This is a genomic window from Nocardia sp. NPDC051911 (assembly GCF_040681035.1).
GTDB classification, from domain to species: domain Bacteria; phylum Actinomycetota; class Actinomycetes; order Mycobacteriales; family Mycobacteriaceae; genus Nocardia; species Nocardia sichangensis.
Map to the genome: position 1 here is coordinate 309,247 of NZ_JBFAXY010000002.1, position 25,235 is coordinate 334,481.

The following is a 25,235-nucleotide window of genomic DNA, read 5'->3' on the forward strand; positions in this document are numbered from 1 at the left end:
CGGTGGCCGGCCGTGCGGTCAGACTGCTACTTCGCGCTCGCCACGGCGTTGTCGTCGGCGGGACGGGAGAGAGCCTGTTCCTTGGCCCAGCGGTAGTCGGGCTTGCCCGCCGGAGAACGCTTGATCTCGTCGACGAACCACAAGCTGCGGGGGAGTTTGTACGGCGCGATCTCCTGGGTGAGCATGGGGCGGAGCTCTTCCAGGGTGGGGCGGGACTCGCCGCGGCATTGCACGACCGCGACCACGCGCTGGCCCCAGCGCTCGTCATCGATGCCGACCACGAGCGCGTCGAAGATCTCCGGATGCGTCTTGAGCGCGCCCTCGACCTCCTCGGGGTAGATCTTCTCGCCGCCGCTGTTGATGCTGACCGAACCGCGGCCGAGCATGGTGACCGTGCCGTCCTCCTCGACGCGAGCGAAGTCGCCGGGGATGGCGTAGCGGACGCCGTTGAACTCCTTGAAGGTCGCCGCGGTCTTGACCTCGTCCTTGTAGTAGCCGAGCGGGATGTGCCCGCGCCGGGCCAGGATGCCGACCGCACCGGAGCCGGGCTGCACGGGATTGCCGTCCTCGTCGAGCACCTCGGTGGACGCGTCGATCTTCACGCGCGGCCCTCCGGTGTGCGTCGCGCCCTTGGCGACGATGGCGATACCGCCGAAACCGGTCTCCGAGGAGCCGATGGAATCGGAGATCATCCGGTTGGGCAACAGCTCGAGGAACTGGTCCTTGAGCGCGGGCGAGAACAGCGCCGCACTGCTGGCCATCACGTACAGGCTCGAAAGATCGTAGGGCTGACCGGTTTCCGGATTGCCCTCGATCAGCGCGTCGAGCATCGGGCGGGCCATGGCGTCACCGGTGATGAAGATCAGATTGATCTTGTGCTGATCGATGGCCTGCCACACGCCGTGCCCCGAGAACTCCGGAAGCATCACGGCTTTGCCGCCGCCGAACAGGCTGTGGAACGTGGCCCACTGCGCTCCGCCGTGGATCATCGGCGGGATCGGGAACCGCACCATCGGCGGGCTGCCAGCACCGACCTTGGCCAGCTCCCACTCGTCCTGGACGTATTCGCCGGTGATGAAGTTGATGCCCGCGCCGAGTACGCGCCACACGTCCTCCTGGCGCCACATCACGCCCTTGGGCATGCCGGTGGTGCCGCCCGTGTAGACCATGTACAGGTCGTCCGGGGAACGCTCGCCGAAGTCGCGCTCGCCCGAGGACTGCGCGATCACCGCCTCGTATTCCACCGAATCCGCTGCGGTGGCGATCGTGCCGGTCGTATCGTCGTCGACGACGATGACGGTGCGCAGCTGCGGGGTCTTGGAACGAACGGCGGCGACCCGGTCGCTGTAGCGCCGCTCGTGAATCAGCGCGACCATGTCCGAGTTGTCGAAGATGTACTGCAACTCGTTCTCGACGTATCGGAAGTTCACGTTGATCATCACGGCCCGCGCCTTGAAGACCGCGACCATGGCCTCGACGGCCTCGATCGTGTTGCGTGAGTAGATACCCACCTTGTCGCCCGGCTGGACTCCCTGTTCTTGCAGGTAGTGAGCGAGACTGTTGGCCCGCTCCTCCAACTGGGCGTAGGTGACCTCGCGGCCGTCGTCGGCCAGCGCGACGCGGTCGGGCATCAGGTCGATGGCATGTTCGACAAGGTCCGCTATGTTGTAGCTCACAGCCATAAAAATAGAACGTGTTACTGTTTCTGACAAGGCTCGAAGTCAGGAGAATCAGCGATGCCGCACTGCCTCGTCGAGAAGCGCGACCACGTCCTCATCGTCACCATGAACCGGCCCGAGGCGCGCAACGCGCTGTCCGGCGAGATGATGGCGATCATGAAAGACGCCTGGAACCAGGTGGACGACGATCCGGACATCCGGGTCGCGATCCTGACCGGCGCGGGTGGCGCGTTCTGCGCGGGCGCCGATCTCAAGGGCATGACCTCCGAGCACCCCGGCGACACCATCGACGGCGGCGGCTGGAATCCGGCCAAGCTCGAGGCGCTGCTCAAAGGACGCAGGCTGACCAAGCCGCTGATCGCGGCGGTCGAAGGCCCCGCCATCGCGGGCGGCACCGAGATCCTGCAAGGCACCGACATCCGCGTGGCCGGAGAGAGCGCGAAATTCGGCGTGTCCGAGGCGCGTTGGGGCCTGTTCCCGCTGGGCGGCTCGGCGGTGCGGCTGGTCCGCCAGATCCCTTACACCGTCGCCGCCGAGATTCTGCTCACCGGACGGCACCTGACCGCCGCCGAGGCCAAGGAGATCGGCCTCATCGGGCACGTGGTGCCGGACGGGACGGCGCTGGACAAAGCGCTGGAGATCGCGGGGCAGATCGCCGCCAACGGCCCGCTGGCCGTGCAGGCCATCCTGCGCACCATCCGCGAGACAGAGGCCATGCCGGAGGAGGACGCCTTCCAGATCGACGCCAAGCTCGGCATGTCCGTATTCCGCTCGGCCGATGCCAAGGAAGGGCCGCGCGCGTTCGCGGAGAAGCGCAAGCCCTCTTTCACCGGAAACTGAGTTCCCGGATCGAGCCCTACGCCCCCGATGCGCGGCCAGTGCACGCGCATCGGGGGCGACCCCTCACCGGGCTCAGTTCGCGCCCGGGTAATCCATCCAGAACGGCTCCCACTGGTGACCGTCCGGGTCGATGAAGGTGCGGCCGTGCATGCCCACCTGCGCCTCCTGCGCCCGCTTGTCCTCGTTCACCTCTTCGGTCGCGCCCGCGGCGAGCGCCGCGCCGGTCAGGCTGTCGACCTCCTCGGCGCTGCCGAGCGCGAGCGCGTACGCGGCGTTGATCGCCGTTTTCGTGTCGGCCACCGGACGCTTGCTGAAGGTGGTGAAGAAATCCCTGATGAGCAGCATCAGGCAGATGTTGTCGTCCACCACGATGCAGGCGGCGTTGTCGTCGGTGAACTCCTGGTTGACCTTCCAGCCCAGCGCCTCGTAGAACGCCATCGATCGGTGCAGATCGGCGACCGGGAGATTGATGAAGATCATCTTGCTGCTCATGGCCTCTTCCTCTCGAGCAAATTCTTTTCGTGTCACCGGATATGACGGTCCGCGAGCGGTCGATTCATCGCCGCGACGACCGTGACACGTCCCACAGGCCGCACAGGTTTAATGATCTTGATCAGCGCGGTACTCGAGTTGAAGAGCCTGTTTCTTGTCGGTGGCCTGTGGCAGGGTGACACCCATGAACGACTCGCCAGCCTCCCCCGCCGGCCTCGCTCCCGATCTGCTCGCCGCGTTCGAGACCCATCGCAGGGAGCTGTGCGCGTACGCCTACCGCATGCTCGGCTCTTCCTTCGAAGCGGAGGACGCGGTGCAGGAGACCCTCACCCGGGCGTGGAAGTCCTACGACTCGTTCGAGGGCCGCGCCAGCCTCCGCTCCTGGCTGTACAAGATCACCACGAACGTCTGCCTCGACATGCTCGACGGTCCGCAGCGCCGCGCCAGGCCGATGGATCTGTCCGGCCCGTCGCGGCCGGATTCGCCGTTGCCCGCGCCGCAGCCGGATTACGTGTGGATCGAGCCGATCCCGAACGCCCTGGCCTTCGGCGCCGATCCGGCCGAGCACGCCAGCGCCAAGGACACGCTGCGCCTGGCCTTCGTCGCCGCCTGCCAGCACCTGCCCGCCACCCAGCGCGCGATCCTGATCATGCGCGAGGTGCTGCGTTTCTCCGCCAACGAGACCGCCGAGGCGCTCACCATGTCGCCCGCGTCGGTCAACAGCGCGCTGCAACGAGCGCGCGCCACCATGTCGAAGGTCCAGACCGCGGCCAACGACACCTACGACGAGACCGACGAGGACCAGCGCAAACTGGTCGACGGTTTCGTCAAGGCGTTCGAGGCCTACGACATGGACACACTCACCTCGCTGCTGAAAGCGGATGTGGCACTGTCCATGCCGCCGATCGAGCTGTGGATCTCCGGTCCGGAGAACGTGGCCGCGTTCATGCTCGGCCACGGAAGCGCCTGCCGCGACTCGCGACTGGTCCGGCTGGAAGGCGCCAACGGCCTGCCCGCCTTCGGCCACTACAAGCCGAGCGACGAGCCGGGCGTGTGGGTGCCGTGGTCGATCACGGTGCTCGAACTCGACGGCGACACCATCGCCGGACTGAACTTCTTCCTGGACACCGAGAAGCTGTTCCCGCTCTTCGGCCTCGCGCCTGAACTGCGCGAGAGCATCTGACCCGAGGCGCCCTTCGCGGCATAAGCGCCGTGGATGCGTCGTGTGAACAGCACCGCTTCGAGCCCTGCTGTTCGGGCGCGAGTAGGCGCCGCCGTCCTCTTGCACCGTGCGCGAAGATCGACGCGGAGAAGGTTCCCGAACCGCTGACCAGCGAATCCCCCTGCACGGTCACGGTCACGGTCGGGGCGTACGGGCGTCCAGCGCCTTGCGGATCAGCTCCCGTGCTGCTTCGCCGGTCACGGACTGACCGGCCAGGACATCGAACGTCCGGTGATACACCGCTATCTCTCGCGGCTGAGTGATCGACAGCTCTGCTGTGATGTTTTCGACCAGGACACGGCTCGAATCGAACATCAGAAACGACGTGGTAGCCGTCTCAAACGGTGCCAGCATCGGCACGATACCGAGCGTCACACGTGGCATACCTTGGACAGCTAAGAGCCGGTCGAGCTGGCCGACCATCGTCTGAGCGTCGCCAACGGTGGTATACAACGCTTGTTCACCAAGGACGAAGTGGAACAAGTGATCCCGCTGATACAAGACTTGTTGCCGCTGCAACCGCTTGGATACACCCGCGTCCAGATCGTTCGGAATCTGCTGGAACTCGATCACCTTCCGCAGGATGCCCGCCGCGTAGTCGGCGGTCTGTAGAAGACCGGGAACCAAGACCGGTTCAAACGATCGGATGATCCGAGCTTCGGATTCCCACTTGATCGACGCTTGCTGTCTGCGCTTGGTTCCGGTACCGAGAATCTTCCGCCACTCGAGGTACGCGGTATCGATGCTCTGCCGCGCCGCGTGGAGGTCTGCTAGTTGGTCACCCGCGTTGCAGTGTCGGCAGTACACCGAGATGTCCTCTAGAGACGGGCGTATCCGGCCGTATTCGATCTTTGAGACCTTGCTTGGGTCCCATCCGCTACGGCGTGCCAACTCCGCACCGGACAACCCGGCGGCAACACGAATACCCCGGAGTTGCGCCCCGAGATACTCGCGCTGCTGGTCAACTGAACCGGTCACTGTGTGACGTACTCCGGAAACGGAGTGGCAAGAGGCCAGAACCGGGCTCGGAGCCCGCGACAGTACGCGGCAATGTGCGGGTCGGTAGTTGCCGCACCGGACCAACCTCCGGACCCCCCGAACGCTGAGAAGACCACTGTTTCGTCATCAAGTAGCCAGTAGTCATCCGAAGGGACTTCCCCGGCATGATGCCGGGGAAGATATCGAATGTCTTCGCCGGCCCGTACATTGAGCGCTGCCACGGCAAGCGCGAACCGGGTGTAGTCGGTGTGCGGTTCGGTGACGATTCGTACCCGTGTGACCGCTACACCCCGGCTGGTCGTCTCCTGTATCAGCTCGGTCCACGGCTGGAACCATGCGTAGTCATCCGGCTCGTCTGCCAGGAATCGCCGGAACGGTTCATGCTCGTTCGGTTCGGCGTAAGTGTCGAGCACTTCGAGATGAAACGGTTCCCGCTTGCAGGTCCGGAGTAGGTCCGGGAACCTTTCATCGGGCACTAGCAGCACCGTAGAATGTCCTTTCTAGCTTCGGAACCTCTATAGCGTTTTTCGTCGTCCGCTATGTCGAGCTGGGCGAGTAGTTCCGGTTCAGTGACCGGCCGACCGGTGAGCCGGAATGTTCCCCGGCCGGTGTCGGTCAACGTCGCACCGATGAACGTATCCGGTTCCAAGAACCCGAGTAGCAGGTGTGGCAACCCGAACCGATTCGACCATCCCCCCACCGTTCCGGGGCGGTGGACACTCCTACGCGGTGTCGGCTGCGTGCTACGCCGGGAAGTGGCGTGTCAGCGTCGGTATACGCGGCAAGATTCAGGGGCACCAGTTCACCTACAACAACGCATCCAGCGCGGTGGAGGTCCTGACCTCCAAGTGCCCTAACCGGTTCTGACCAGAGGAGCGGTATGTCTACCACGGAACCCCCCGGCGCACTCGACGAGGAAACCTCGGTGCGGCTACGAGACCAGCTCCAACAGATCACAGAGGAAGCGGGCCGGTACCTCGGTCCGGAGCACCGGGCCATAGCTGCACTGATCCAAGCTGCGCGGGAGTTGGCATTAGCCACCTTCCCTAAGTCGTCGGGGCGGTACGCCGAGTACACGCCGGACGAGTGAGCCGGAGCGGAATCGAGACGACGGAGCTCCCAGAGTCCGACTGGGGGCACCGGTACATAGCCCGACTAAGGGTGTGCTCCTAAGCAGAGCAGGGCTTAGACCACGTCTCATGTCCGTTGGAAACGCGGACTCGCGCATTGTCACTGACGGAACTTCGCGAACTGGCGCGCTCCATCGTTCCCGGACCTGTGCGCGGTGCTCACGGCCCGGCTGAGCCCGCCGCGGTCACCTTCGATCTCTCGGGGCCGCACGCAGAGGAGTTTCGGCAGGCGATATACGAGCACTCTTGATAGACATGTTCGATCCATACCGTGCTCGCAGATCCCAAATGCGGGGACGCGAATGCGCCCTTCACGGTAATCGTGAAGGGCGCATTCGGTTTTCGACGTCGTCGCGCGGCCGGGTCACAGCCCCAGCGGCCCGGCTGCCCGACGCGCCTCGCCTCCGCCGGACCCGAGCCGGGCAGTGCCCGACGCCGTCCGTCCGGCGGGGTGCCTCAGGAAGCGGGGATATACCGCTCCCGCAGCTTGCGCTTGTACAGCTTGCCGTTCGGATCGCGCGGCAGTTCGGGCAGATAATCGATCGACTTGGGCATCTTGTACTTCGCCAACTGCGTGGCGGCGAAGGCGAGCAGTTCCTCGGTGAGCGCGTCGTCGCCCTCGGTTCCGTCGGCCGGCTGCACGACCGCCTTCACCTCCTGGCCCCAATCCGGGTGCGGGATGCCGAAGACCGCGACGTCGGCGACCTTCGGATGCGTGATCAGGACGTTCTCGACCTCCGCCGGGTAGATGTTCACCCCGCCGGACAGGATCAGATCCGAGCGCCGGTCGTGCAGGTAGAGGTAACCGTCCTCGTCGAGGTGGCCGATGTCGCCGACGGTGAACAGGTCGCCGACGCGCGAGTCATCGGTCTTTGCCTTGTCGTGGTGGTACTCGAAACTCGACGCGCCCATGCGCATGTAGACCAGGCCGGGCTCGCCGACCGGCACCTCGGAGCCATCCTCTTCGCTCAGCACCTTGATCACCGACCACGGCCACGCCTTGCCGACCGAGCCCGGCTTGCGCAGCCAGTCGGCGCCGTTGATCACCGTGCCGCCACCTTCGGTGGCCGCGTAGTACTCGGTGACCGTCGGGCCCCACCATTCGAGCATCTGCCGCTTGGTCTCCTGCGGGCAGGGCGCTGCGCCGTGCACCATGCTGCGCAGCGAGGACACGTCGTACTTGGCGCGCACCTCCTCCGGCAAGGCCAGCAGCCGGTGGAACTGGGTGGGCACCATGTGGCTGTGCGTCACCCGGTGCTTGTCGATCAGCCGCAGCATCTCCTCGGCGTCCCAGCGATCCATCAGAACCAGCTTGTGGCCCAGATTGATCGAGATGGTGGCGAAGTTCAGCACCGCCGTGTGGTACAGCGGCGAGCCGCAGATGTGCACGTGGTCGTCGTAGGGCGTGAGTTCGAACAGGCCGAAGAACGCGGTGGTGTGCGCCGGGACCACATCGGGGTCCGCGCCGGTGAGCGGCCGCCGGACGCCCTTGGGTCGTCCCGTGGTTCCCGAGGTGTAGAGCATCGGCGCGCCGGTGCTGCGGTCGGACGGACGGCCGGTGTCGGCGGCGCCGAGCCAGGCCACCGACTTGAAGCCCTCGATCTCGCCCACCGCGAAGCGCGCCGTCGCGGGCAACCCCGCCTCGTCGGCGGCGGCCTTGGCCGCGGCGGCGAAACGATCGCTGGCGATGAACGCCTTCGCCTCGCTGTCGGCCAGGATGTAGGCGACCTCCGGACCGGTGAGATGCCAGTTCACCGCGACGATGTACAACCCCGACTGGTAGGCCGCGAAGTACGCCGCGATCGCCTCCACGCAGTTGTGCACCATGCTCACCAGCACGTCACCGGTTTTCAGGCCGAGCCCGCGCAGGCCGGTGGCGTAACGATTGGCGAGCGTGGCCAATTCGCGATACGTCACCTCCCGGCCCCAGGGATCGACCATCGCGATCCGATCGGGTTCGGCTTCGGCGATGTTCCACAGACCGAGAATTTTCACTGGCTCCGGTGCGGGGGGATTGTGCGGAGCCGACGGGGCGGGTGAGGCAGTCACCCCATTGAATCTAGAACGTGTTCTACTGTTCGACAAGGGGTGCGAGCCGATGCAATTGCGCGACATCGGGAACCGACACCAGCATCATCGTGACGCCCGCGGCCTCCCAGACCCGCAGCTGTTTGCGGACATGCTCCTCGTCTCCGATGATCGCGGTGTCCAGAATCAGCTCGTCCGGCACCGCCGCCGCGGCCTCCGCCTTCTTGCCCGACTGGAACAACTTGCCGATCTCGTCGACCTCGCGGTCGTACCCCATGCGCCGGTACACCTGGGCGTGGAAGTTCAACTCCGGCGCGCCCATGCCGCCGATGTAGAGCGCCATGATCCAGCGCATCCGCTCCAGCTCGCCCGCCGGGTCGTCGGTGATCACCACCTGACAACTCGCGGCGATCTCGAAGTCCTCCCTACTGCGCCGCGCACCCGCCCGCGCGAAGCCCTCGTCGAGCCACTCGTCGTACATACCGGCCAGCCGGGGCGCGTAGTAGATGGCCAGCCAGCCATCGGCGATCTCGGCGGTGAGCGCCACGTTCTTCGGCCCCTCCGCGCCCAGCCAGATCGGCAAATCCGCACGTAGTGGATGGACGATCGGCTTCAGCGGCTTGCCGAGCCCGATCGAACCCGGCCCGGTGTAGGGCAGCGGGTAGTGCGGGCCGTCGCTGGTGACCGGCGCCTGCCTGGCCAGCACCTGGCGCACGATCCCGACGTACTCACGGGTGCGCTGCAACGGCTTGGCGAACGGCTGGCCGTACCAGCCCTCCACCACCTGCGGACCTGAGACGCCCAGACCGAGAATGGCGCGGCCACCGCTGAGATGGTCGAGGGTGAGCGCGTGCATGGCGGTCGCGGCAGGGGTGCGCGCCGACATCTGCACCACCGACGTGCCCAGGCGCACTCGCCGCGTGGCCGAACCCCACCAGGTGAGCGGACCGAAGGCATCCGATCCCCATGACTCGGCGGCGAAGACGGCGTCGAACCCGGCTTCCTCGGCCGCCACCACCAGCTCCCCCGCGTTCGCGGGCGGCTGGGCCATCCAGTACCCGAGTTGCAATCCGAACTTCACGCCGGACCCCTTTCCGATCAACTGCTTGCCACCAGAGTTAGAACCTGTTCTACTCGATATCGTGACTCAGGGGAATACTGCATCCACGGCAATCGCGGGTGGTAGCGGCACGGCATTGAACACGGGCGCCGTGCCCGAGGTACTCAGCGCGCCCCTGCGGGTGCGTTTCGATTACACCCGCTCCGTCGGCACCACCATCGGAACCTTTCTGACCCGATTGCGCGACCACAAGATCGTCGGCGCGCGCGGGTCGGACGGCCGGGTGATCGTGCCGCCGCCGGAATACGATCCGATCACCGCCGAACCGCTGACCGAGTTCGTCGACGTCGCCGACACCGGCACCGTCGAATCCTGGACCTGGGTGCGCGAGCCGCTGCCGGGCCAGCCGTTCGACCGCCCGTTCGCCTGGGCGCTGATCCGGCTGGACGGCGCGGACACGACGCTGCTGCACGCCGTCGACGTCGCCGCACCCGAGGACATCCGCAAAGGCTTACGGGTGACCGCCCGCTGGGCCGAGCAGACCGAGGGCAGCATTCGCGACATCCTCTGCTTCGAGCCGGGCGAGGAGGCTTCGGCGCCGGTGGAGTCCGCCTCGGCCGATCCGGTCACCATGATCACGACGCCGGTCGACCTTTCCTACAAGCACACCGCCTCGCCGCAGGAGACCGTGTACCTGCGCGGACTCGCCGAAGGCAAGCTGATCGGCGCGCGCACCGACGCCGCGGGCAAGGTGTACTTCCCGCCGCGCGGCGCGAATCCGACCGACGGCAGGCCGACCGACGAGTTCATCGAACTGTCCGATCACGGCACCGTGACCACCTTCTGCATCGTCAATGTGCCGTTCATGGGCCAGCGGATCAAGCCGCCCTACGTCGCGGCCTACGTGCTGCTGGACGGCGCGGACATCCCGGTGCTGCACCTGGTGCTCGGCTGCGACGCGAGCGAGGTGCGGATGGGCATGCGGGTGCAGGCGGTGTGGAAGCCGCGCGAGGAGTGGGGCTACGGGCTGGAGAACGTGGATCACTTCCGCCCCTCCGGCGAGCCGGACGCCGACTACGAGACCTATAAGCACCACCTCTGAGAGAGGCGCACGTTGACTGACAACGCCACCGACATCGCGGTCGTGGGCTTCGCCCACGCGCCGCACGTGCCGGAGACCTTCGGCACCACCAACGGTGTCGAGATGCTGGTGCCCTGCTTCCAGCAGCTCTACGACCGACTCGGCATCACCAAGTCCGATATCGACTTCTGGTGCTCCGGCTCGTCCGATTACCTTGCCGGACGCGCCTTCTCGTTCATCTCGGCGATCGACGCCATCGGCGCGGTGCCGCCGATCAACGAATCGCACGTGGAGATGGACGCCGCATGGGCGCTGTACGAGGCGTGGGTGAAACTGCGCTCCGGGCAGGCGACGACGGCACTGGTGTACGGCTTCGGCAAGTCCTCCGCGGGCACGCAGCGCCAGGTGCTCACCATGCAGCTGGACCCCTACCTGGTCGCGCCGCTGTGGCCGGACGCCTGGTCCATCGCCGGCCTGCAGGCGCGCGCCGGTCTGGACGCGGGCCGCTGGACCGAGCGGGACATGGCGGCCGTCGTGGCAGGCGACGGTGACGCCGACAGCCTGCTCGACCAGCCCTACGTCGCGGATCCGCTGCGCGCGCACGACATCGCGCCGATCACCGACGGCGCGGCCGCCATCGTGCTCGCCGTGGGCGACCGCGCCCGCGAACTGTGCGAACGCCCCGCGTGGATCACCGGCATGGCGCATCGAACCGATACTCCCGTGCTCGGTGCGCGTGACCTCACCGTCTCGCCTTCGACGGCCGCCGCCGCCCACGCGGTCACCGGCGGCGACGTCAGCGGCTTCGACATCGCCGAGCTGCACGCGCCGTTCAGTCATCAGCAGCTGATCCTCGCCGAGGCGATCGGGCTGAAGAACGGCACGAAGGTGAATCCGTCCGGCGGCGCGCTCGCGGCCAACCCGATGTTCGCCGCGGGCCTGGAGCGCATCGGCTTCGCGGCCGAGGCGATCATCGCGGGCTCGGCGAATCGCGCCCTGGCCCACGCCACCAGCGGACCCGCGCTCCAGCAGAACCTTGTGACCGTCTTGGGATCGGAGAACCGATGAGCTTGCCAGCTGCGGTGCTCGGCACCGGACAGACCCATCACGTGACGAAACGGACCGACGTCTCCATGTCGGGGATGTGCCGCGAGGCCATCGATCGCGCCCTCGCCGACGCCGGTCTCACCATCGCCGATATCGACGCGGTCGTGGTCGGCAAGGCGCCCGACGGGTTCGAGGGCGTCATGATGCCCGAGCTGTTCATGGCGGACGCGCTCGGCGCCACCGGCAAGCCGCTGCTGCGGGTGCACACCGCCGGTTCCGTCGGCGGCTCCACCGGCATCGTCGCGACCAATCTGGTGCAGGCGGGTGTGCACAAGCGCGTGCTCGCGGTGGCGTGGGAGAAGCAGTCGGAGTCGAACGCCATGTGGGCGTTGTCGATTCCGGTGCCGTTCACCATGCCGGTCGGCGCGGGCGCGGGCGGATATTTCGCGCCGCACGTACGTTCCTACATCCGGCGCTCCAACGCCCCGGGTCACATCGGCGCCATGGTGGCGGTGAAGGATCGCCGCAACGGCGCCAAGAACCCGCTGGCCCACCTGAAGCAGCCCGACATCACGCTGGAATCGGTGCTCGCCTCGCAGATGCTGTGGGACCCGATCCGCTTCGACGAGACCTGCCCCTCTTCCGACGGCGCGTGCGCGATCGTGCTGGGCGACGCGGACGCCGCCGAGGCGGTCGAGGCCACCGGCCGCAAGGTCGCCTGGGTGCACGGCACCGCGATGCGTACCGAACCGACCACATTCTCCGGGCGCGACCAGGTCAACCCGCAGGCGGGCCGCGACGCGGCGGCGGCGCTGTGGCAGGCGGCCGGGATCACCAACCCGCTCGAGGAGATCGACGTAGCCGAGATCTACGTCCCGTTCTCCTGGTTCGAACCGATGTGGCTGGAGAACCTGGGCTTCGTGCCGCAGGGCGACGGGTGGAAACTCACCGACAAGGGCGAGACCGAGATCGGCGGCACTCTTCCGGTCAATCCGTCCGGCGGCGTGCTGTCGTCCAACCCGATCGGCGCCTCCGGGCTCATCCGGTTCGCCGAGGCCGCCAAGCAGGTCATGCAGCGGGCCGGGGACTACCAGGTCGAGGGCGCGCGCAAGGCGCTGGGACACGCGTACGGCGGCGGTTCGCAGTACTTCTCGATGTGGGTGGTCGGATCGGAGCGGCGGTGACCGCGCTGAAGTTCACCGTCGGCATCGCGCTGAGTCCGCTGGACCAGCTGACCGGACTCGCGAAAACCGCCGAAGAGTGCGGTTTCTCGTCGATCGCGCTGCCGGACTCGCTGTTCTACATGAAGTCGGCGGCGGCGAAGTACCCCTACACCGCCGACGGCAGCCGGTTCTGGGGGCCGGAGACCCCGTGGGTCGACCCGCTCATCGGCGCGACCGCCATGGCGGCCGTCACCAGCCGCATCCGCTTCTACACGAACGTGCTGAAGTTGGGTTCGCGCAATCCGCTGCTGCTGGCCCGGCAGGTCGGCTCGGTGGCCAACCTGTCGGGCAACCGCTTCGGTTTCGGCGTCGGAATCGGCTGGGCGCCGGAGGAATTCGAGTGGTGCGGCGTGCCCTTCGCGCGCCGCGGCGCGCGGGTGGACGAGATGATCGAGGTGATCAAGCTGGTGCTCGCCGGTGGCATGGTCGAGTACCACGGCGAGTTCTTCGATTTCGATCCGCTGCAGATCAGCCCGGCCCCGAGCGAGCCGGTGCCGTTCTATATCGGCGGGCACACCGACGCGGCATTGCGCCGCGCCGCACGGGTCGGCGACGGCTGGACCTCGGCCATGATGACCTACGACGAACTCCGGAGCACCATCGGCAAGCTCGGCACGCTGCGCGCCGAGTACGACCGGGCCGATGAGCCGTTCGAGATCCAGGCGGTGTGCATCGATCGCTTCGGACGGTCGGGCTATCAGGACCTCGCGGACGCGGGCGTCACCGACGCGATCGTGGTGCCCTGGCTGGCCGACGGCATCGGATTCGACGGTGAGCTCGCCGCCAAACAGGACTCGCTGCGCAAGTTCGCGCGACAGTACATAGCCGAACCCGTGCTCACCGCGCGGTGAGACCCATCAACCGGTCGAAGGAGGCCGTATGACCACCGCCGAGCATCCGGCCCGGGCCGCGGGCCTTGCGTCACAGGCCGCCGTGCGAGCACGGGACAAGCGGGCCTGGGTCGCGCTGTTCGCCGAGGACGGCATCGTGGAGGACCCCATCGGCCCGTCGGGCTTCGACCCGGAGGGCAAGGGCCACCGCGGCACGGAGGCCATCGCCGCGTTCTGGGACAAGGCGATCGCGAAGACCGATCTGATCGAGTTCCTGTTCGGCGACTCGTTCGCCTGCGGCAACGACGTCGCCTTCACCGGCACGATCCGCAGCACCCTCGGCGGGCACCGGATCGACGCCGACGGCGTATTCACCTACCGGGTGAACGAGGACGGCAAGATCGCCGCGCTGCGGGCGTTCTGGGAGGTCGATCGCGCCATGAAGACCGCGCGTCCGGTCGACTGACTCGGTACCGGACGAAAAGGCCCTCGCACCGAAGCGCGAGGGCCTTTTCCATGTCTCAGTGCGCGACCGGGCAAGTCTTGTAGTCGACCGGGAACTCCTTGATCCCGTTGAGCCAGCCCGAACGCAGCCGCTTGGCGTCTGCGACCTTGGTGATGTCGGGCAGGTGGTCGGCGATGGCGTTGAAGATCAGATCGATCTCCAGCCGGGCCAGGTTCGCCCCGATGCAGAAGTGCGCCCCGGTGCCGCCGAAGGCCAGGTGCGGGTTGTCCGCGCGCATGATGTCGAACTTCTCCGGCCGGTCGAAGACCTCTTCGTCGAAGTTGGCCGCGCGGTACAGCATGACCACCCGCTGGCCCTTCTTGATCTGCACGCCGCCGAGCTCCGTGTCCTCCAGCGCGGTCCGCTGGAACGAGGTGACCGGAGTGGCCCACCGGATGATCTCGTCGGCGGCCGTGGCGGGACGTTCCTTCTTGAACAGCTCCCACTGGTCCGGGTTCTCCAGGAACGCGATCATGCCGTGCGAGATGGCGTTGCGCGTGGTCTCGTTGCCCGCGACGGCGAGCATGATCACGAAGAAGCCGAACTCCTCTTCGGTGAGCTTGTCACCGTCGACATCGGCTTCGATCAGCGTCGTGACGATGTCGTCGGCCGGGCATTGCTTGCGCGCGGCCGCCATCTGGTAGGCGTAGCCCAGAATCTCGGCGGAAGCCGCGACCGGGTCGGCGGTGCTCTCCGGGTCGTCGTAGCCGGTCATGTCGTTGGACCAGGAGAAGACCTTCATCCGGTCTTCCTGCGGGACGCCGATCAGCTCGGCGATGGCCTGTAGCGGCAGTTCGCACGCGATCTGGGTGACGAAGTCGCCGGAACCCGACTCGGCCGCCGCCTTCACGATGGACTCCGCACGGGCCGACAGCTCCGCGCGCAGGCCGTTGATGGCGCGCGGGGTGAAGCCGCGCGAGATGATCTTGCGCAGCTTGGTGTGCTCCGGCGCGTCCATGTTCAGCAGGACGATCCGCTGCAGCTCGATCTGCTCCCGGGCGATGTCGTCGTTGAACCGCGGGATGGCGGTGTTCTCGTAACTGGAGAACACGTCGCTGCGCCGCGAGACCTCTTTGACGTCGGCGTGCTTGCTCACCACCCAGAAGCCGTCGTCGTGGAAGCCGCTGACGTCCGGGGACTGCGGGTTCCACCAGATCGGCGCCGTCCGGCGCAGTTCGGCGAACTCCTCGACCGGAACACGCTCGGCGTAGATGTCCGGGTCCGTGACGTCGAACCCGTCCGGAAGATTCGGCCGGGCATTCCGAGTGTCTACCACCAGATGTCTCCTTCGACAAACTGAAACACGTTCTATAATCATTGAAGCACAGGCGGGAGAACGAGGAAAGAAACCGGATAGATCCGCCCCTGACAAGTGCTATGAACGCGTTTCAGTTTTCTGTCCCATAAAGAGAGGTTGGACATGGGCACACCCGTGATCGTCGAGGCCGCACGGACCCCGATCGGCAAGCGCGGCGGCTGGCTGTCGGGCCTGCACGCGGCCGAACTGCTCGGCGCGGCCCAGCGCGGGCTGCTCGAGCGCGCACACCTGGACCCCGCGCAGGTCGAACAGGTCATCGGCGGCTGCGTCACCCAGGCGGGCGAGCAGTCCAACAACGTCACCCGGGTCGCGTGGCTGCACGCGGGCCTGCCGTGGCAGGTCGGCGCCACCACGATCGACACCCAGTGCGGCTCCGCTCAGCAGGCCAATCATCTGATCGCGGGACTGATCGCGGCCGGCGCCATCGACATCGGCATGGCCTGTGGCGTGGAGGCGATGAGCCGGGTTCCGCTGGGCGCCAATGTCGGCGAGAACGCGGGGCCGCGCAGGCCCGCGTCGTGGAACATCGACCTGCCCAACCAGTTCGAGGCGGCCGAGCGAATCGCCAAGCGGCGCGGCATCACCCGCGCGGACGTGGACGCGTTCGGCGCACGCTCGCAGCGCCTGGCCGCGCAGGCGTGGGCAGAGGGCCGGTTCGATCGCGAGGTGCTGACCGTCACCGCCCCCGCAGCCGACAAAGAGGGCAACCTCACCGGCGAAAAGCTCGATGTGTCACGGGATCAGGGCCTGCGCGAGACCACTGTCGAAGGCCTGGCGAAGCTGAAGCCGGTCCTGGAGGGCGGCGTGCACACCGCCGGATCCTCCTCACAGATCTCCGACGGCGCCGCCGCGGTGCTGCTGATGGACGAGAAGGCCGCGCAGCGAGCGGGTTTGCGTCCGCGGGCGCGGATCGTCACACAGGCGGTGGTCGGCGCGGAGCCGGAGTTCCACCTCGACGGCCCTGTGCAGGCGTGCACCAGGCTGCTGGAGCGGTCCGGCATGAATATCGGCGACATCGACCTTTTCGAGATCAACGAAGCGTTCGCGTCGGTCGCACTTTCCTGGGCTTCTGTACACCAGCCGGACATGGATCGGGTTAATGTCAACGGCGGCGCCATCGCTCTCGGGCATCCGGTCGGATCCACCGGATCCCGCCTGATCACAACGGCTTTGCACGAACTGGAGCGCTCCGACCGCAGCACCGCAATGGTTCTCATGTGCGCCGGTGGCGCACTCGCGACAGGAACGATCATCGAACGTTTGTGAGTTCAACCATTTCATGCGCGTTTGTTGAACGTTCATCCCCTGGGCGCGCAAACGTGTCGTACGCCACACAAACCCATGTACCGCCGAGTCCATGAGATGTCAGCTATCTTGCGGCTATCAAGACCCCTTGCGTAGAGACCGCAGCGACGGGCCAGAACCGGTTCGTACCGCGGCTTCTCGAGAGGCCTTGGCGTGACCCGCAAACGCGACCGTCCCAGTGCCTTCGCCGCCTTCCGACCTAGAAGCTTCAAGGAAATCCGGAATCAGGCGTAGGTTTTCAGTTACTGAGCCGCTAATATCAATGATACGTATCCGAGATAACGACTGTTAGTACAGCGAAGGGAATTGGGCGGCTCACAATGGCTGATTTCGCGGCGCGGCTGAACAAGCTGTTCGAAACCGTGCATCCCCCGGGGCGTAAGCCGCACACCAACGCGGAGGTCGCGGCGGCGCTGACGGCCTCCGGACATCCGATCTCGAAACCGTACCTGTCGCAGTTGCGGTCGGGACAACGGACGAACCCGTCCGATGAGACGGTGGCCGCCCTGGCGAAGTTCTTCAAAGTCAAGCCGGACTACTTCTTCAACGACATCTATGCCGCCAAGATCGATCACGATCTGGAGCTGCTGTCCCAGCTGCAGGGCTATGGACTGCGACGGCTGTCGAGTAGAGCGTTCGACTTGTCCGAAGAATCACAGAACCTCCTCACATCCATGGCGGAGAAGTTGCGGGCAAGCGAGGGCTTGCCCGAAATTCCTCCGGATGGAACCGAATAGGTTCTTCTGCACGGCAGCACAGTGCGACCCATCGGGTCGCACTGTGCTGTGTTTTGCGCACGCGTAAGCGGGCGAAGCACGCAACCGGCGTGCGGTCGTGCCCAGAGAAATTGGGGCCGCGACCGCAGGCCGGTTAGTGCCGCCCTCCCTATGATGTGCTTACATATGCACTTTCGGCGTGGTTCGCCGACAGTCGTTCATGTCGAAGAGGATTCCCGGCCCAACCGGTCTGTCCGAATAGTCCGCGTTCGGCTATTGCGCCGGATTGATCGTATTTGCGCGAGGTCGATCAATTTCGAGCGCAGCCGGGCGCGGTGGTCCGATAGGCGCGCGAGACGTGCCTGCACGCTCCGCCCGGACTAAAGCCTTCGGACAGAGCAATCCACCGCGCTCACCCGGTCGGTCCGGACCACCACCGAGGCGGTCGGTGCGCGTTCCGCCAGCACGAGGCCGCCGCCGGGCGGCGAGTCAGCATGTCACCGATCTGCGATGAGCAGGCTCGCGACCTTCCAAGCGGGCCGAGCCAAGGCCGGACTGCCGGTTGCGACCCGGGCCGCGCACCGGATCCGATCCACGGCCGGTACCGCGAGCACCACGATGCCCGCCGGGTAGAGCGCGATTGCACGGCCGACCCGCTGCCGAGTACACGCCCAGACCGGACGACCCGGCGGCCGCCGAACCCACTGCGGCCGAATCCGTTCCAGCGGTCGGCCGGGCAGGGGCCGCATCGACCTCCGACCGCTGCCCCGGCACGGCCAGCGGAAGCCAGGGATCGCCGCTGTCGTAGGGCGGCGGCTCGGGATCCACCGCGCACGATGGGCGGGAAAGTGGCACGTGGGCGGAAACCCTGCCGCCGCGCAGAGCGGGGCCCGCGACGGCGCCGGACGCTGCCTGCACACGGAACGCGCGACCTACTCTCATGCGCCGAGCCTTCCCCTCATCAGTCGAAGCGCAGTTCTGTGCCCGGTCGCCACTCTCACACGGGACTTTCCGAACGGACGGGTGCCCATACTAGACCCCGGTCCGCGAACGCGCCCGTCGACGGGCCGAGGCCGCTCAGGCGCCGTATACCGGCTCCGGCGGAGTCGCTTTGGCGATCAGGTCGGCCACGACCGGTCCGAGCTCGGCCGGATCCCAGCGGGCGCCGCGGTCGGCGGGCTCACCGTGCCGCCAGCCGTCGGCCAGCGCCACCTTGCCGCCTTCCACCTCGAAGACCCGCCCCGTCACCGCCGCCGACTGCGCACTGCCCAGCCATACGACCAGCGGAGACACGTTCTCCGGCGCCATCGCGTCGAAGCCGCTTTCCGGCGCCGCCATCATGTCCGCGAACACCGTCTCGGTCATCCTGGTGCGCGCGGACGGGGCGATCGCGTTCACCGTCACGCCGTAGCGGGCGAATTCGGCGGCGGCGGTCAGCGTCAGGCCCGCGATACCGGCCTTGGCCGCACCGTAATTGCTCTGTCCGACGCTGCCCTGCAGTCCGGCGCCGGAGCTGGTGTTGATGATCCGTCCGTCGACCGGACGACCCGCCTTGGCCTCCGCACGCCAGTATTCGATCGCGTGCCGCATGGTCGCGAAGTGGCCTTTCAGGTGCACGCGGACCACCGCGTCCCACTCGTCCTCGCTGAGATTGACCAACATCCGGTCGCGCACGAACCCGGCGTTGTTGACCAGCACGTCCAGCTTGCCGAAGGCGTCGACGGCCTGGCGGACGAGCCTGCGGGCGCCTTCCCAGTCGGCGACGTCGTCGCCGTTGGCCACCGCCCGGCCGCCCAGCGCCTCGATCTCGGCGACCACCTGCGCGGCGGGCGTTTCCGCGGTGGCCGCGCCGTCGAGGGTCGAACCGATGTCGTTGACCACCACGCTGGCGCCCGCCGCGGCGAAAGCGAGGGCGTGCGCGCGGCCGATGCCCCGGCCCGCGCCGGTGACGATGACGACGCGCCCGGCGCAGATCTGCTCGGTGTCCATATGTGTCCTTCTTCGTGTGCGGTCTTGTTCAGGACTGCTGGTCGGCATTGGAAGCGGCCAGGAAGGCGGGCCGTTCGCCGCCGCCGTGCACCAGCAGGGTCGCGCCGCTGACGTATGCGGCCAGCGGCGAGGCCAGGAAGACGGCGCAGCGGCCGACGTCGTCGGGTCGGGCCATGCGACCCAGAGGAATTGTCCGGCCCACCGCGTCGACGCCGTCCTGATCGCCGTAGTGCAGTCGGCTCAGCTCGGTGTCGACCGGCCCCACCACCAGCGAGTTCACCCGAACCCTCGGCGCCCACTCGACGGCGAGCGAGCCGGTGAGACTGTCCACGCCCGCTTTCGCCGCGCCGTAGGCGGCGGTGCCCGGCGAGGGACGGTGCCCGCTGACGCTGGAGATGTTCACGATCGAGCCGCCCTCGTCCTGCCGCTGCATCACCGCGTTGGCGGCCTGCGCCAACAGCAGCGGAGCGAGCAGGTTCAGCTCGACGATCTTGGTGTGGAACTTCTTGCTCGCCTCGGCGGCGAGTGCGAACGGAGCGCCGCCCGCGTTGTTCACCAGATGGTCGAGGCGGCCGTGGCGCTCGGTGATCGTGTCGATCAGGGCGCGCACCGCGTCCTCGTCCCGCACATCGCACGGCACGTAGTCGATCGAGCGGCCGTCGACTTCGACGGGCGCGTCCGCCGGTCGCCGCGCACAGGCCACGACGGTGGCGCCCGCGGCAAGGAACGCCTTGCTCACGCCCGCGCCCACACCGCGCACACCGCCCGTCACCAGAACGACGCGGCCGGACAGATCGATTTCGAGTGGCACCGTGCTAACCTACCAAGCAACTGCTTGCTTTGCCAATGCGTTCACACACGATGGGACTTGCCATGGGGATCAACCGCCACTCCGAATCGACCGGAATCAGCGTGGTCACGGTCGACTATCCGCCGGTCAACGCCATCCCCACGGACGGTTGGTTCGCCATCGCCGACGAAGTGCGCGCGGCGGGCCGCGACCCGGACACCAAGGTGGTGGTGCTGCGCGCGGAGAACCGCGGTTTCAACGCGGGTGTGGACATCAAGGAGATCCAGAGCAAGCCCGGCCATCAGGCGCTCATCGACGCCAATCACGGCTGCTTCGAGGCGTTCGCGGCGGTGTACGAGTGCCAGGTGCCGGTGATCGCGGTGGTGCAGGGCTTCTGCCTCGGTGGCGGCATCGGCCTGGTGGGCAACGCGGATGTCGTGATCGCCTCCGACGACGCGACCTTCGGGCTGCCCGAGGTCGATCGCGGCGCGCTCGGCGCGGCCACCCACTTGGCACGGCTGGTGCCGCAGCACCTGATGCGCGCGCTGTTCTACACCGCGAGCACCATCACCGCCCAGCAGCTGCACCACTACGGCTCGGTGTACCAGGTGGTGCCGCGCGCCGAACTCGACGCCGCCGCCTTGGAGCTGGCCAAGAACATCGCGGCCAAGGACGGCCGGGTGATCCGGGCGGCCAAGCGGGCGCTGAACGGCATCGACGTGCAGGACGTGCACCGCAGCTACCGGTACGAGCAGGGATTCACCTTCGAACTCAACCTCGCCGGCGTCGCCGACGAGATCCGCGCCCGGTTCGACGACGACCTCGCGGCGCGCAAGAGCGGGCAGTGAGAGAGGAATTACCCATGCGAGACAAGCGGATGTCGCTCGACGAGGTCGTCGGCGAGCTGCGCAGCGGGATGACCATCGGCATCGGTGGCTGGGGGTCACGGCGCAAGCCGATGGCGCTGGTTCGAGCCATTCTGCGTTCGGACCTCACGGACCTGACCGTGGTCGGTTACGGCGGGCCAGATCTCGGGCTGTTGTGTTCGGCGGGGAAGGTGCGCAAGGCGTACTACGGCTTCGTGTCGCTGGATTCGGCGCCGTTCTACGACCCGTGGTTCGCCAAGGCGCGCACCTCGGGTGCGCTGGCCGCCCGCGAGATGGACGAAGGCATGCTCAAGTGCGGGCTGGAGGCCGCGGCGGCGCGACTGCCGTTCCTGCCGATCCGCGCCGGGCTCGGCTCGGACGTCCCGAACTTCTGGGAGGGCGAGTTGAAGACGGTCGAATCGCCCTACCCCGTCGACGGCACGCCGGAGACCCTGATCGCCATGCCCGCCCTGAATCTCGACGCGGCGCTGGTACACCTGAATCTCGGCGACGCGCATGGCAACGCCGCCTACACCGGCGTCGACCCCTACTTCGACGATCTGTTCTGCCTGGCGGCGCAGCGCCGCTACGTCTCGGTCGAGCGCGTCGTAGAGACCGACGAACTGGTGAAAACCGTTCCGCTGCAATCGCTGCTGCTCAACCGCATGATGGTGGACGGCGTGGTCGAGGCCCCCGGCGGCGCGCACTTCACCCTGGCGGCCGACGACTACGGCCGGGACGAGAAGTTCCAGAAGCACTACGTCGAGTCCGCGAAGACGCCGGAGTCGTGGCAGCGGTTCGTCGACACCTATCTGGCCGGCTCCGAGGAGCAGTACCAGGCCGCCGTCCGCCGATTCGCCGAGGAGGCGTGATGACCAGCACCGAAACCGTCACCCGCGCCGAGATCTGTGCCATCGCCTGCGCGGAGATCTTCAGCGGCGCGGGCGAGATCATGGCCAGCCCCATGTCACCCATGTCCATAATCGGCGCGCGGCTGGCCAAGCTCACCACCGAACCGGATCTGCTGCTGTCCGACGGCGAGGCGCTGCTGTTCGCCGAGACTCCCCCGCTGGGCGGCAAAGCGCCGATCGAAGGCTGGATCCCGTTCCGGAGAGTCTTCGACGTGGTGGCGTCCGGACGCAGGCACGTGGTGATGGGCGCCAATCAGATCGACCGGTTCGGCAACCAGAACCTTTCGGCGTTCGGCTCCTTGCAGCAGCCGACCCGGCAGATGTTCGGTGTGCGTGGCGCGCCGGGAAACACGATCAATCACGCCACCAGCTACTGGGTCGCGCGGCACACCAAGCGCGTGTTCACCGAGAAGGTCGACATCGTCTCCGGGGTGGGATACGACAAGGTCGACGCGGCCGACCCGGCATACCGCTTCCACCACCTGCACCGCGTGGTGACCAATCTGGGCGTCTTCGACTTCGAAGGCCCAGGCCACACCATGCGCGCACGCAGCCTGCACCCCGGCGTCACCGCCGACGAGGTCGCGGAGAACACCTCGTTCGAGATCGCCGGGCTCGCCGAAGCGGGCGAGACGCGGCAGCCGACGGCCGAGGAGCTGCGGTTGATCCGTGAGGTGCTCGACCCCAAGAAGATTCGCGAAACCGAGGTCCCGTCATGAGCCCGCGCTTGCGTACCCCGCTGACCGATCTGGTCGGCATCGAACATCCGATCGTGCAGACCGGCATGGGCTGGGTCGCGGGCCCGAGCCTGGTGTCGGCCACCGCCGAAGCGGGCGGACTCGGCATCCTCGCCTCCGCCACCATGACCTTCGCCGAGCTCGAGGCGGCCATCGCGAAGACCAAAGCGCACACCGCGAAACCGTTCGGCGTGAACATCCGCGCCGACGCCGCGGACGCGTCAGAGCGGATCGATCTGCTGATCCGGGAGAAGGTGGCGGTCGCGTCGTTCGCGCTCGCGCCGAAGCAGGACCTGATCGCGAAGCTGAAAGACGCCGGGGCGGTGGTCATTCCGTCGATCGGCGCGGCGAAGCACGCGGTCAAAGTCGCATCGTGGGGGGCGGACGCCGTGATCGTGCAGGGCGGCGAGGGCGGCGGACACACCGGCCCGGTGGCCACCACCCTGCTGCTGCCCTCGGTGCTGGACGCGGTGGACATTCCCGTTGTCGCCGCGGGCGGATTCTTCGACGGGCGTGGTCTGGCCGCCGCCCTGGCGTACGGCGCGGCGGGTGTCGCGATGGGCACGCGGTTCCTGCTCACCCAGGAGAGCACCGTCCCCGATGCGGTCAAGCAGGAGTACCTGCGGCGACAGCTCCAGGACACGGTGGTGTCGCTCAAGGTCGACGGCATGCCGCACCGCGTGCTGAACACCGAACTGGTTCAGCGGCTCGAGCATTCGGGCCGTTGGCGCGGCCTCACCGCAGCGGTGGGCAACGCGGCCCGGTTCAAGAGCATGACCGGCATGAAGTGGTCCACGATGGTCCGCGACGGCTTGGCCATGCGAAAGACCAAGGACCTCAGCTGGTCTCAGGTCGTCATGGCCGCGAACACGCCGATGCTCCTGCGCGCCGGATTGGTCGAGGGCAACACCCAGGCGGGCGTGCTCGCGGCGGGACAGGTCACGGGGATCATCGACGACCTGCCCACGTGCAAGGAACTGATCGATCGGATCGTCACCGACGCGGTGGAGCGGATCGAGACGATCGCGGCGCTGGCCGGAGACAAGCAGTCGGCGGGAACAGGGTCGGACTGAGGGATTGCGGCCGCCGGTTCGCCCTGGTGCCGCCCTGCCCGTGTCCAACTCGAAAGGGACCGACATCGGGCGACCCCCGAATAGCCGGCCGGGCGAAGCGAGCCATGACCTCGAAGCCGACCTCGCGGGTGGCCGGTCGCCTACAGGCAGTGATAACGGCTGATTTGCCCATAATCTGGATGGTCCCGCAACGGCGTCTTACGCTGGACTGACAACGACATAACAGGGTTCGCCTGTCGATCGCCACATTGCGCCAGCCCGCCGTGCGACAGGCGAACCGTCGGACTCGATCACCATCCCTCGACTCGAGCGGAGGCCGCGATGCCCGCGACGAACGAGATCTCCGTGCGCAGTACCGCTTTCGACCATGGCGACCCGATTCCGGTGGTCTACACCTGCAAGGGCAGGAACGAGCCGCCGCCGCTGAACTGGACGATGCCCCCGGAAGCCGCCACCTCGGCGCTGATCGTCGACGACCCGGACGCCCCGAGCGGCCTGTTCACCCATTGGGTGGTCAGCAATATCCCGACGACCACCACGTCCAGCGCGGAGGGGCAGACACCCGCGGGCGGGGTGGTCAGCCTCAACAGCGCGAAGCGCGCCGAATACTTCGGACCGTGCCCACCCGCAGGCACCGGCGTCCACCATTACCGATTCATCGTCTACGCGCTCTCGCGTCCCGTGAAGGTGGACGCGCGGACGTCGGCGAACGACGCGAGGTCCGCGATCGTCGACGCGAGCATCGGAGACGGCCAGCTCATCGGCACCTATCCGTCGACTAGCTAGATCACTCGCCAGGCGAGGGTTTGCCCCCGCCAGGCGCCTCGTCGAGTGGCACAAGACGGAGGGTCTACTCGCAATTCGCCTCAGCCATGTGCCACTCGACTGACGGGTGCCTACCTTGCGGCGATCTCCGCCTTCGATCGGCGCGAGAGGCCCACAGCGGAGGCTTGCATGCCTGGCGCGGAGGGCCTCAGGTGCCGCTCTGGAGAGCTCGGAATTCGGTCGCTCACCCGGTCACTATCGGCGCAGGTTCAGATAGTGCGCGGGGGCCAGATCGACATCAGCAGGGGTAGCCGGCTGCCCGTTGGGGAAGATAGCTGCCGGTCGGCGACAACCAGTGGAACATGGGAACTTTCCCGTCGGGTCGAACGCCGTCAGGAATCCGTGCGTTACTGCGGCGGCGGGCAGGGCGGCTGGTCGGGGCCCTGCGGCTGGCCCGGCGGGGGGCAATGCGGATCCTGCGGTTGCGCGGGAGCGGGCGGCCGCTGATCCGGGGCCGGATCGGCGCTCGCCATACCCGCGCCGATGCCTACCAGGCCGACCACAACGCCGGCGGCGACAACGGTCCTGGCCAGCGTCGACTTGATGCTCAATTCGTATCCTCTCTTCGG

25 protein-coding genes are annotated in these 25,235 nt (G+C 67.2%); 15 read left to right on the plus strand and 10 right to left on the minus strand.

Annotation, left to right across the window (positions count from 1 at the left end):
- Nucleotides 1–26: 26 nt before the first annotated feature.
- Nucleotides 27–1,676, minus strand: a complete 1,650-nt coding sequence (locus AB0L97_RS04395) for an acyl-CoA synthetase (RefSeq protein ID WP_364425123.1) — start codon at nucleotides 1,674–1,676, stop codon at nucleotides 27–29.
- A 60-nt stretch (nucleotides 1,677–1,736) separates the two neighbouring features.
- Here AB0L97_RS04395 and AB0L97_RS04400 point away from each other — a divergent pair, with 60 nt between their 5' ends.
- A complete protein-coding gene (locus tag AB0L97_RS04400) occupies nucleotides 1,737–2,519 on the plus strand; it encodes a crotonase/enoyl-CoA hydratase family protein (protein ID WP_355076882.1) in 783 nt (260 codons plus the stop codon).
- Nucleotides 2,520–2,591: 72 nt separating this feature from the next.
- Here AB0L97_RS04400 and AB0L97_RS04405 read toward each other — a convergent pair whose 3' ends face one another.
- Nucleotides 2,592–3,011 carry a VOC family protein gene (locus AB0L97_RS04405; RefSeq protein WP_364425125.1) on the minus strand — a complete coding sequence of 140 codons (420 nt, stop codon included), beginning with the start codon at nucleotides 3,009–3,011 and terminating at the stop codon, nucleotides 2,592–2,594.
- 184 nt (nucleotides 3,012–3,195) lie between these two features.
- Between AB0L97_RS04405 and AB0L97_RS04410 the strand changes: the two genes are divergently transcribed.
- Nucleotides 3,196–4,194 (plus strand): sigma-70 family RNA polymerase sigma factor, encoded by a 999-nt coding sequence (locus AB0L97_RS04410; RefSeq protein WP_364425127.1) that lies wholly within the window; start codon nucleotides 3,196–3,198, stop codon nucleotides 4,192–4,194.
- A gap of 174 nt (nucleotides 4,195–4,368) precedes the next feature.
- On the opposite strand, the gene AB0L97_RS04415 is transcribed toward AB0L97_RS04410, so the two are convergent.
- Nucleotides 4,369–5,211 (minus strand): helix-turn-helix transcriptional regulator, encoded by an 843-nt coding sequence (locus AB0L97_RS04415; RefSeq protein ID WP_356963628.1) that lies wholly within the window; start codon nucleotides 5,209–5,211, stop codon nucleotides 4,369–4,371.
- Nucleotides 5,208–5,708, minus strand: a complete 501-nt coding sequence (locus tag AB0L97_RS04420; RefSeq protein WP_364425130.1) for a DUF6879 family protein — start codon at nucleotides 5,706–5,708, stop codon at nucleotides 5,208–5,210. The genes AB0L97_RS04415 and AB0L97_RS04420 overlap by 4 nt, the downstream gene beginning before the upstream one ends.
- Before the next feature lie 404 nt (nucleotides 5,709–6,112).
- Here AB0L97_RS04420 and AB0L97_RS04425 point away from each other — a divergent pair, with 404 nt between their 5' ends.
- Complete coding sequence (locus AB0L97_RS04425) at nucleotides 6,113–6,322, plus strand: hypothetical protein (RefSeq protein WP_364425132.1); 210 nt, start codon at nucleotides 6,113–6,115, stop codon at nucleotides 6,320–6,322.
- 496 nt (nucleotides 6,323–6,818) lie between these two features.
- Here the strand turns inward: AB0L97_RS04425 and AB0L97_RS04430 are convergent, their stop codons facing one another.
- Together AB0L97_RS04430 and AB0L97_RS04435 are read right to left on the minus strand one after the other, a co-directional pair.
- Nucleotides 6,819–8,411 (minus strand): acyl-CoA synthetase, encoded by a 1,593-nt coding sequence (locus tag AB0L97_RS04430; RefSeq protein ID WP_364425134.1) that lies wholly within the window; start codon nucleotides 8,409–8,411, stop codon nucleotides 6,819–6,821.
- A gap of 22 nt (nucleotides 8,412–8,433) precedes the next feature.
- Nucleotides 8,434–9,471, minus strand: a complete 1,038-nt coding sequence (locus AB0L97_RS04435; RefSeq protein WP_355076864.1) for an LLM class F420-dependent oxidoreductase — start codon at nucleotides 9,469–9,471, stop codon at nucleotides 8,434–8,436.
- 115 nt (nucleotides 9,472–9,586) lie between these two features.
- Here AB0L97_RS04435 and AB0L97_RS04440 point away from each other — a divergent pair, with 115 nt between their 5' ends.
- From AB0L97_RS04440 to AB0L97_RS04460, 5 genes are read left to right on the plus strand one after another with little or no spacing between them, the layout of a single operon-like run.
- Nucleotides 9,587–10,552 (plus strand): OB-fold domain-containing protein, encoded by a 966-nt coding sequence (locus tag AB0L97_RS04440; RefSeq protein WP_364425136.1) that lies wholly within the window; start codon nucleotides 9,587–9,589, stop codon nucleotides 10,550–10,552.
- A 12-nt stretch (nucleotides 10,553–10,564) separates the two neighbouring features.
- Complete coding sequence (locus AB0L97_RS04445; RefSeq protein ID WP_364425138.1) at nucleotides 10,565–11,599, plus strand: thiolase domain-containing protein; 1,035 nt, start codon at nucleotides 10,565–10,567, stop codon at nucleotides 11,597–11,599.
- Nucleotides 11,596–12,762 (plus strand): thiolase domain-containing protein, encoded by a 1,167-nt coding sequence (locus AB0L97_RS04450; RefSeq protein ID WP_355076859.1) that lies wholly within the window; start codon nucleotides 11,596–11,598, stop codon nucleotides 12,760–12,762. Before AB0L97_RS04445 ends, AB0L97_RS04450 begins: the two co-directional genes overlap by 4 nt.
- 5 nt (nucleotides 12,763–12,767) lie before the next feature.
- Entirely contained in the window at nucleotides 12,768–13,652 is an 885-nt protein-coding gene (locus AB0L97_RS04455; protein ID WP_364425231.1) for a TIGR03619 family F420-dependent LLM class oxidoreductase, read from the plus strand.
- Nucleotides 13,653–13,680: 28 nt separating this feature from the next.
- A complete protein-coding gene (locus AB0L97_RS04460; protein WP_364425141.1) occupies nucleotides 13,681–14,097 on the plus strand; it encodes a nuclear transport factor 2 family protein in 417 nt (138 codons plus the stop codon).
- Between the two features lie 55 nt (nucleotides 14,098–14,152).
- Here the strand turns inward: AB0L97_RS04460 and AB0L97_RS04465 are convergent, their stop codons facing one another.
- Nucleotides 14,153–15,454 carry a cytochrome P450 gene (locus AB0L97_RS04465; RefSeq protein ID WP_364425143.1) on the minus strand — a complete coding sequence of 434 codons (1,302 nt, stop codon included), beginning with the start codon at nucleotides 15,452–15,454 and terminating at the stop codon, nucleotides 14,153–14,155.
- Nucleotides 15,455–15,556: 102 nt separating this feature from the next.
- Between AB0L97_RS04465 and AB0L97_RS04470 the strand changes: the two genes are divergently transcribed.
- The gene (locus AB0L97_RS04470) at nucleotides 15,557–16,720 is read left to right on the plus strand and encodes a steroid 3-ketoacyl-CoA thiolase (RefSeq protein ID WP_356963622.1); all 1,164 of its coding nucleotides are present in this window, start codon (nucleotides 15,557–15,559) and stop codon (nucleotides 16,718–16,720) included.
- 359 nt (nucleotides 16,721–17,079) lie between these two features.
- On the plus strand, nucleotides 17,080–17,496 hold the full coding sequence (locus tag AB0L97_RS04475; protein ID WP_011207048.1) for a helix-turn-helix domain-containing protein: 417 nt from the start codon (nucleotides 17,080–17,082) through the stop codon (nucleotides 17,494–17,496).
- Nucleotides 17,497–18,552: 1,056 nt separating this feature from the next.
- On the opposite strand, the gene AB0L97_RS04480 is transcribed toward AB0L97_RS04475, so the two are convergent.
- Together AB0L97_RS04480 and AB0L97_RS04485 are read right to left on the minus strand one after the other, a co-directional pair.
- Nucleotides 18,553–19,464 carry an SDR family oxidoreductase gene (locus AB0L97_RS04480; protein WP_364425146.1) on the minus strand — a complete coding sequence of 304 codons (912 nt, stop codon included), beginning with the start codon at nucleotides 19,462–19,464 and terminating at the stop codon, nucleotides 18,553–18,555.
- A gap of 28 nt (nucleotides 19,465–19,492) precedes the next feature.
- Nucleotides 19,493–20,275, minus strand: coding sequence for an SDR family oxidoreductase (locus AB0L97_RS04485; protein ID WP_364425148.1), 783 nt, complete (start codon nucleotides 20,273–20,275; stop codon nucleotides 19,493–19,495).
- A gap of 62 nt (nucleotides 20,276–20,337) precedes the next feature.
- Between AB0L97_RS04485 and AB0L97_RS04490 the strand changes: the two genes are divergently transcribed.
- The 5 genes from AB0L97_RS04490 (at nucleotide 20,338) to AB0L97_RS04510 (ending at nucleotide 24,627) form a co-directional block, all read left to right on the plus strand.
- Nucleotides 20,338–21,102: an enoyl-CoA hydratase family protein gene (locus AB0L97_RS04490; RefSeq protein WP_039794869.1), complete on the plus strand. Its 765-nt coding sequence runs from the start codon at nucleotides 20,338–20,340 to the stop codon at nucleotides 21,100–21,102.
- A gap of 14 nt (nucleotides 21,103–21,116) precedes the next feature.
- The gene (locus AB0L97_RS04495) at nucleotides 21,117–21,992 is read left to right on the plus strand and encodes a CoA-transferase (protein WP_355076850.1); all 876 of its coding nucleotides are present in this window, start codon (nucleotides 21,117–21,119) and stop codon (nucleotides 21,990–21,992) included.
- The gene (locus AB0L97_RS04500) at nucleotides 21,992–22,750 is read left to right on the plus strand and encodes a CoA-transferase (protein WP_355076848.1); all 759 of its coding nucleotides are present in this window, start codon (nucleotides 21,992–21,994) and stop codon (nucleotides 22,748–22,750) included. Before AB0L97_RS04495 ends, AB0L97_RS04500 begins: the two co-directional genes overlap by 1 nt.
- Entirely contained in the window at nucleotides 22,747–23,841 is a 1,095-nt protein-coding gene (locus tag AB0L97_RS04505) for a nitronate monooxygenase (RefSeq protein WP_364425151.1), read from the plus strand. Before AB0L97_RS04500 ends, AB0L97_RS04505 begins: the two co-directional genes overlap by 4 nt.
- Nucleotides 23,842–24,162: 321 nt before the next feature.
- Entirely contained in the window at nucleotides 24,163–24,627 is a 465-nt protein-coding gene (locus AB0L97_RS04510; RefSeq protein ID WP_364425153.1) for a YbhB/YbcL family Raf kinase inhibitor-like protein, read from the plus strand.
- 386 nt (nucleotides 24,628–25,013) lie between these two features.
- Here the strand turns inward: AB0L97_RS04510 and AB0L97_RS04515 are convergent, their stop codons facing one another.
- Nucleotides 25,014–25,217: a hypothetical protein gene (locus AB0L97_RS04515; RefSeq protein ID WP_364425155.1), complete on the minus strand. Its 204-nt coding sequence runs from the start codon at nucleotides 25,215–25,217 to the stop codon at nucleotides 25,014–25,016.
- Between the last annotated feature and the right edge of the window lie 18 nt (nucleotides 25,218–25,235).

Bases quoted from the DNA above. Each gene is read 5' to 3' on its own strand.
- AB0L97_RS04400 (WP_355076882.1), top strand. From the start codon at position 1,737: ATGCCGCACTGCCTCGTCGAGAAGCGCGACCACGTCCTCATCGTCACC.
- AB0L97_RS04405 (WP_364425125.1), bottom strand. From the start codon at position 3,011: ATGAGCAGCAAGATGATCTTCATCAATCTCCCGGTCGCCGATCTGCAC.
- AB0L97_RS04410 (WP_364425127.1), top strand. From the start codon at position 3,196: ATGAACGACTCGCCAGCCTCCCCCGCCGGCCTCGCTCCCGATCTGCTC.
- AB0L97_RS04425 (WP_364425132.1), top strand. From the start codon at position 6,113: ATGTCTACCACGGAACCCCCCGGCGCACTCGACGAGGAAACCTCGGTG.
- AB0L97_RS04450 (WP_355076859.1), top strand. From the start codon at position 11,596: ATGAGCTTGCCAGCTGCGGTGCTCGGCACCGGACAGACCCATCACGTG.
- AB0L97_RS04460 (WP_364425141.1), top strand. From the start codon at position 13,681: ATGACCACCGCCGAGCATCCGGCCCGGGCCGCGGGCCTTGCGTCACAG.
- AB0L97_RS04465 (WP_364425143.1), bottom strand. From the start codon at position 15,454: ATGATTATAGAACGTGTTTCAGTTTGTCGAAGGAGACATCTGGTGGTA.
- AB0L97_RS04470 (WP_356963622.1), top strand. From the start codon at position 15,557: ATGGGCACACCCGTGATCGTCGAGGCCGCACGGACCCCGATCGGCAAG.
- AB0L97_RS04475 (WP_011207048.1), top strand. From the start codon at position 17,080: ATGGCTGATTTCGCGGCGCGGCTGAACAAGCTGTTCGAAACCGTGCAT.
- AB0L97_RS04480 (WP_364425146.1), bottom strand. From the start codon at position 19,464: ATGGACACCGAGCAGATCTGCGCCGGGCGCGTCGTCATCGTCACCGGC.
- AB0L97_RS04490 (WP_039794869.1), top strand. From the start codon at position 20,338: ATGGGGATCAACCGCCACTCCGAATCGACCGGAATCAGCGTGGTCACG.
- AB0L97_RS04495 (WP_355076850.1), top strand. From the start codon at position 21,117: ATGCGAGACAAGCGGATGTCGCTCGACGAGGTCGTCGGCGAGCTGCGC.
- AB0L97_RS04500 (WP_355076848.1), top strand. From the start codon at position 21,992: ATGACCAGCACCGAAACCGTCACCCGCGCCGAGATCTGTGCCATCGCC.
- AB0L97_RS04505 (WP_364425151.1), top strand. From the start codon at position 22,747: ATGAGCCCGCGCTTGCGTACCCCGCTGACCGATCTGGTCGGCATCGAA.
- AB0L97_RS04510 (WP_364425153.1), top strand. From the start codon at position 24,163: ATGCCCGCGACGAACGAGATCTCCGTGCGCAGTACCGCTTTCGACCAT.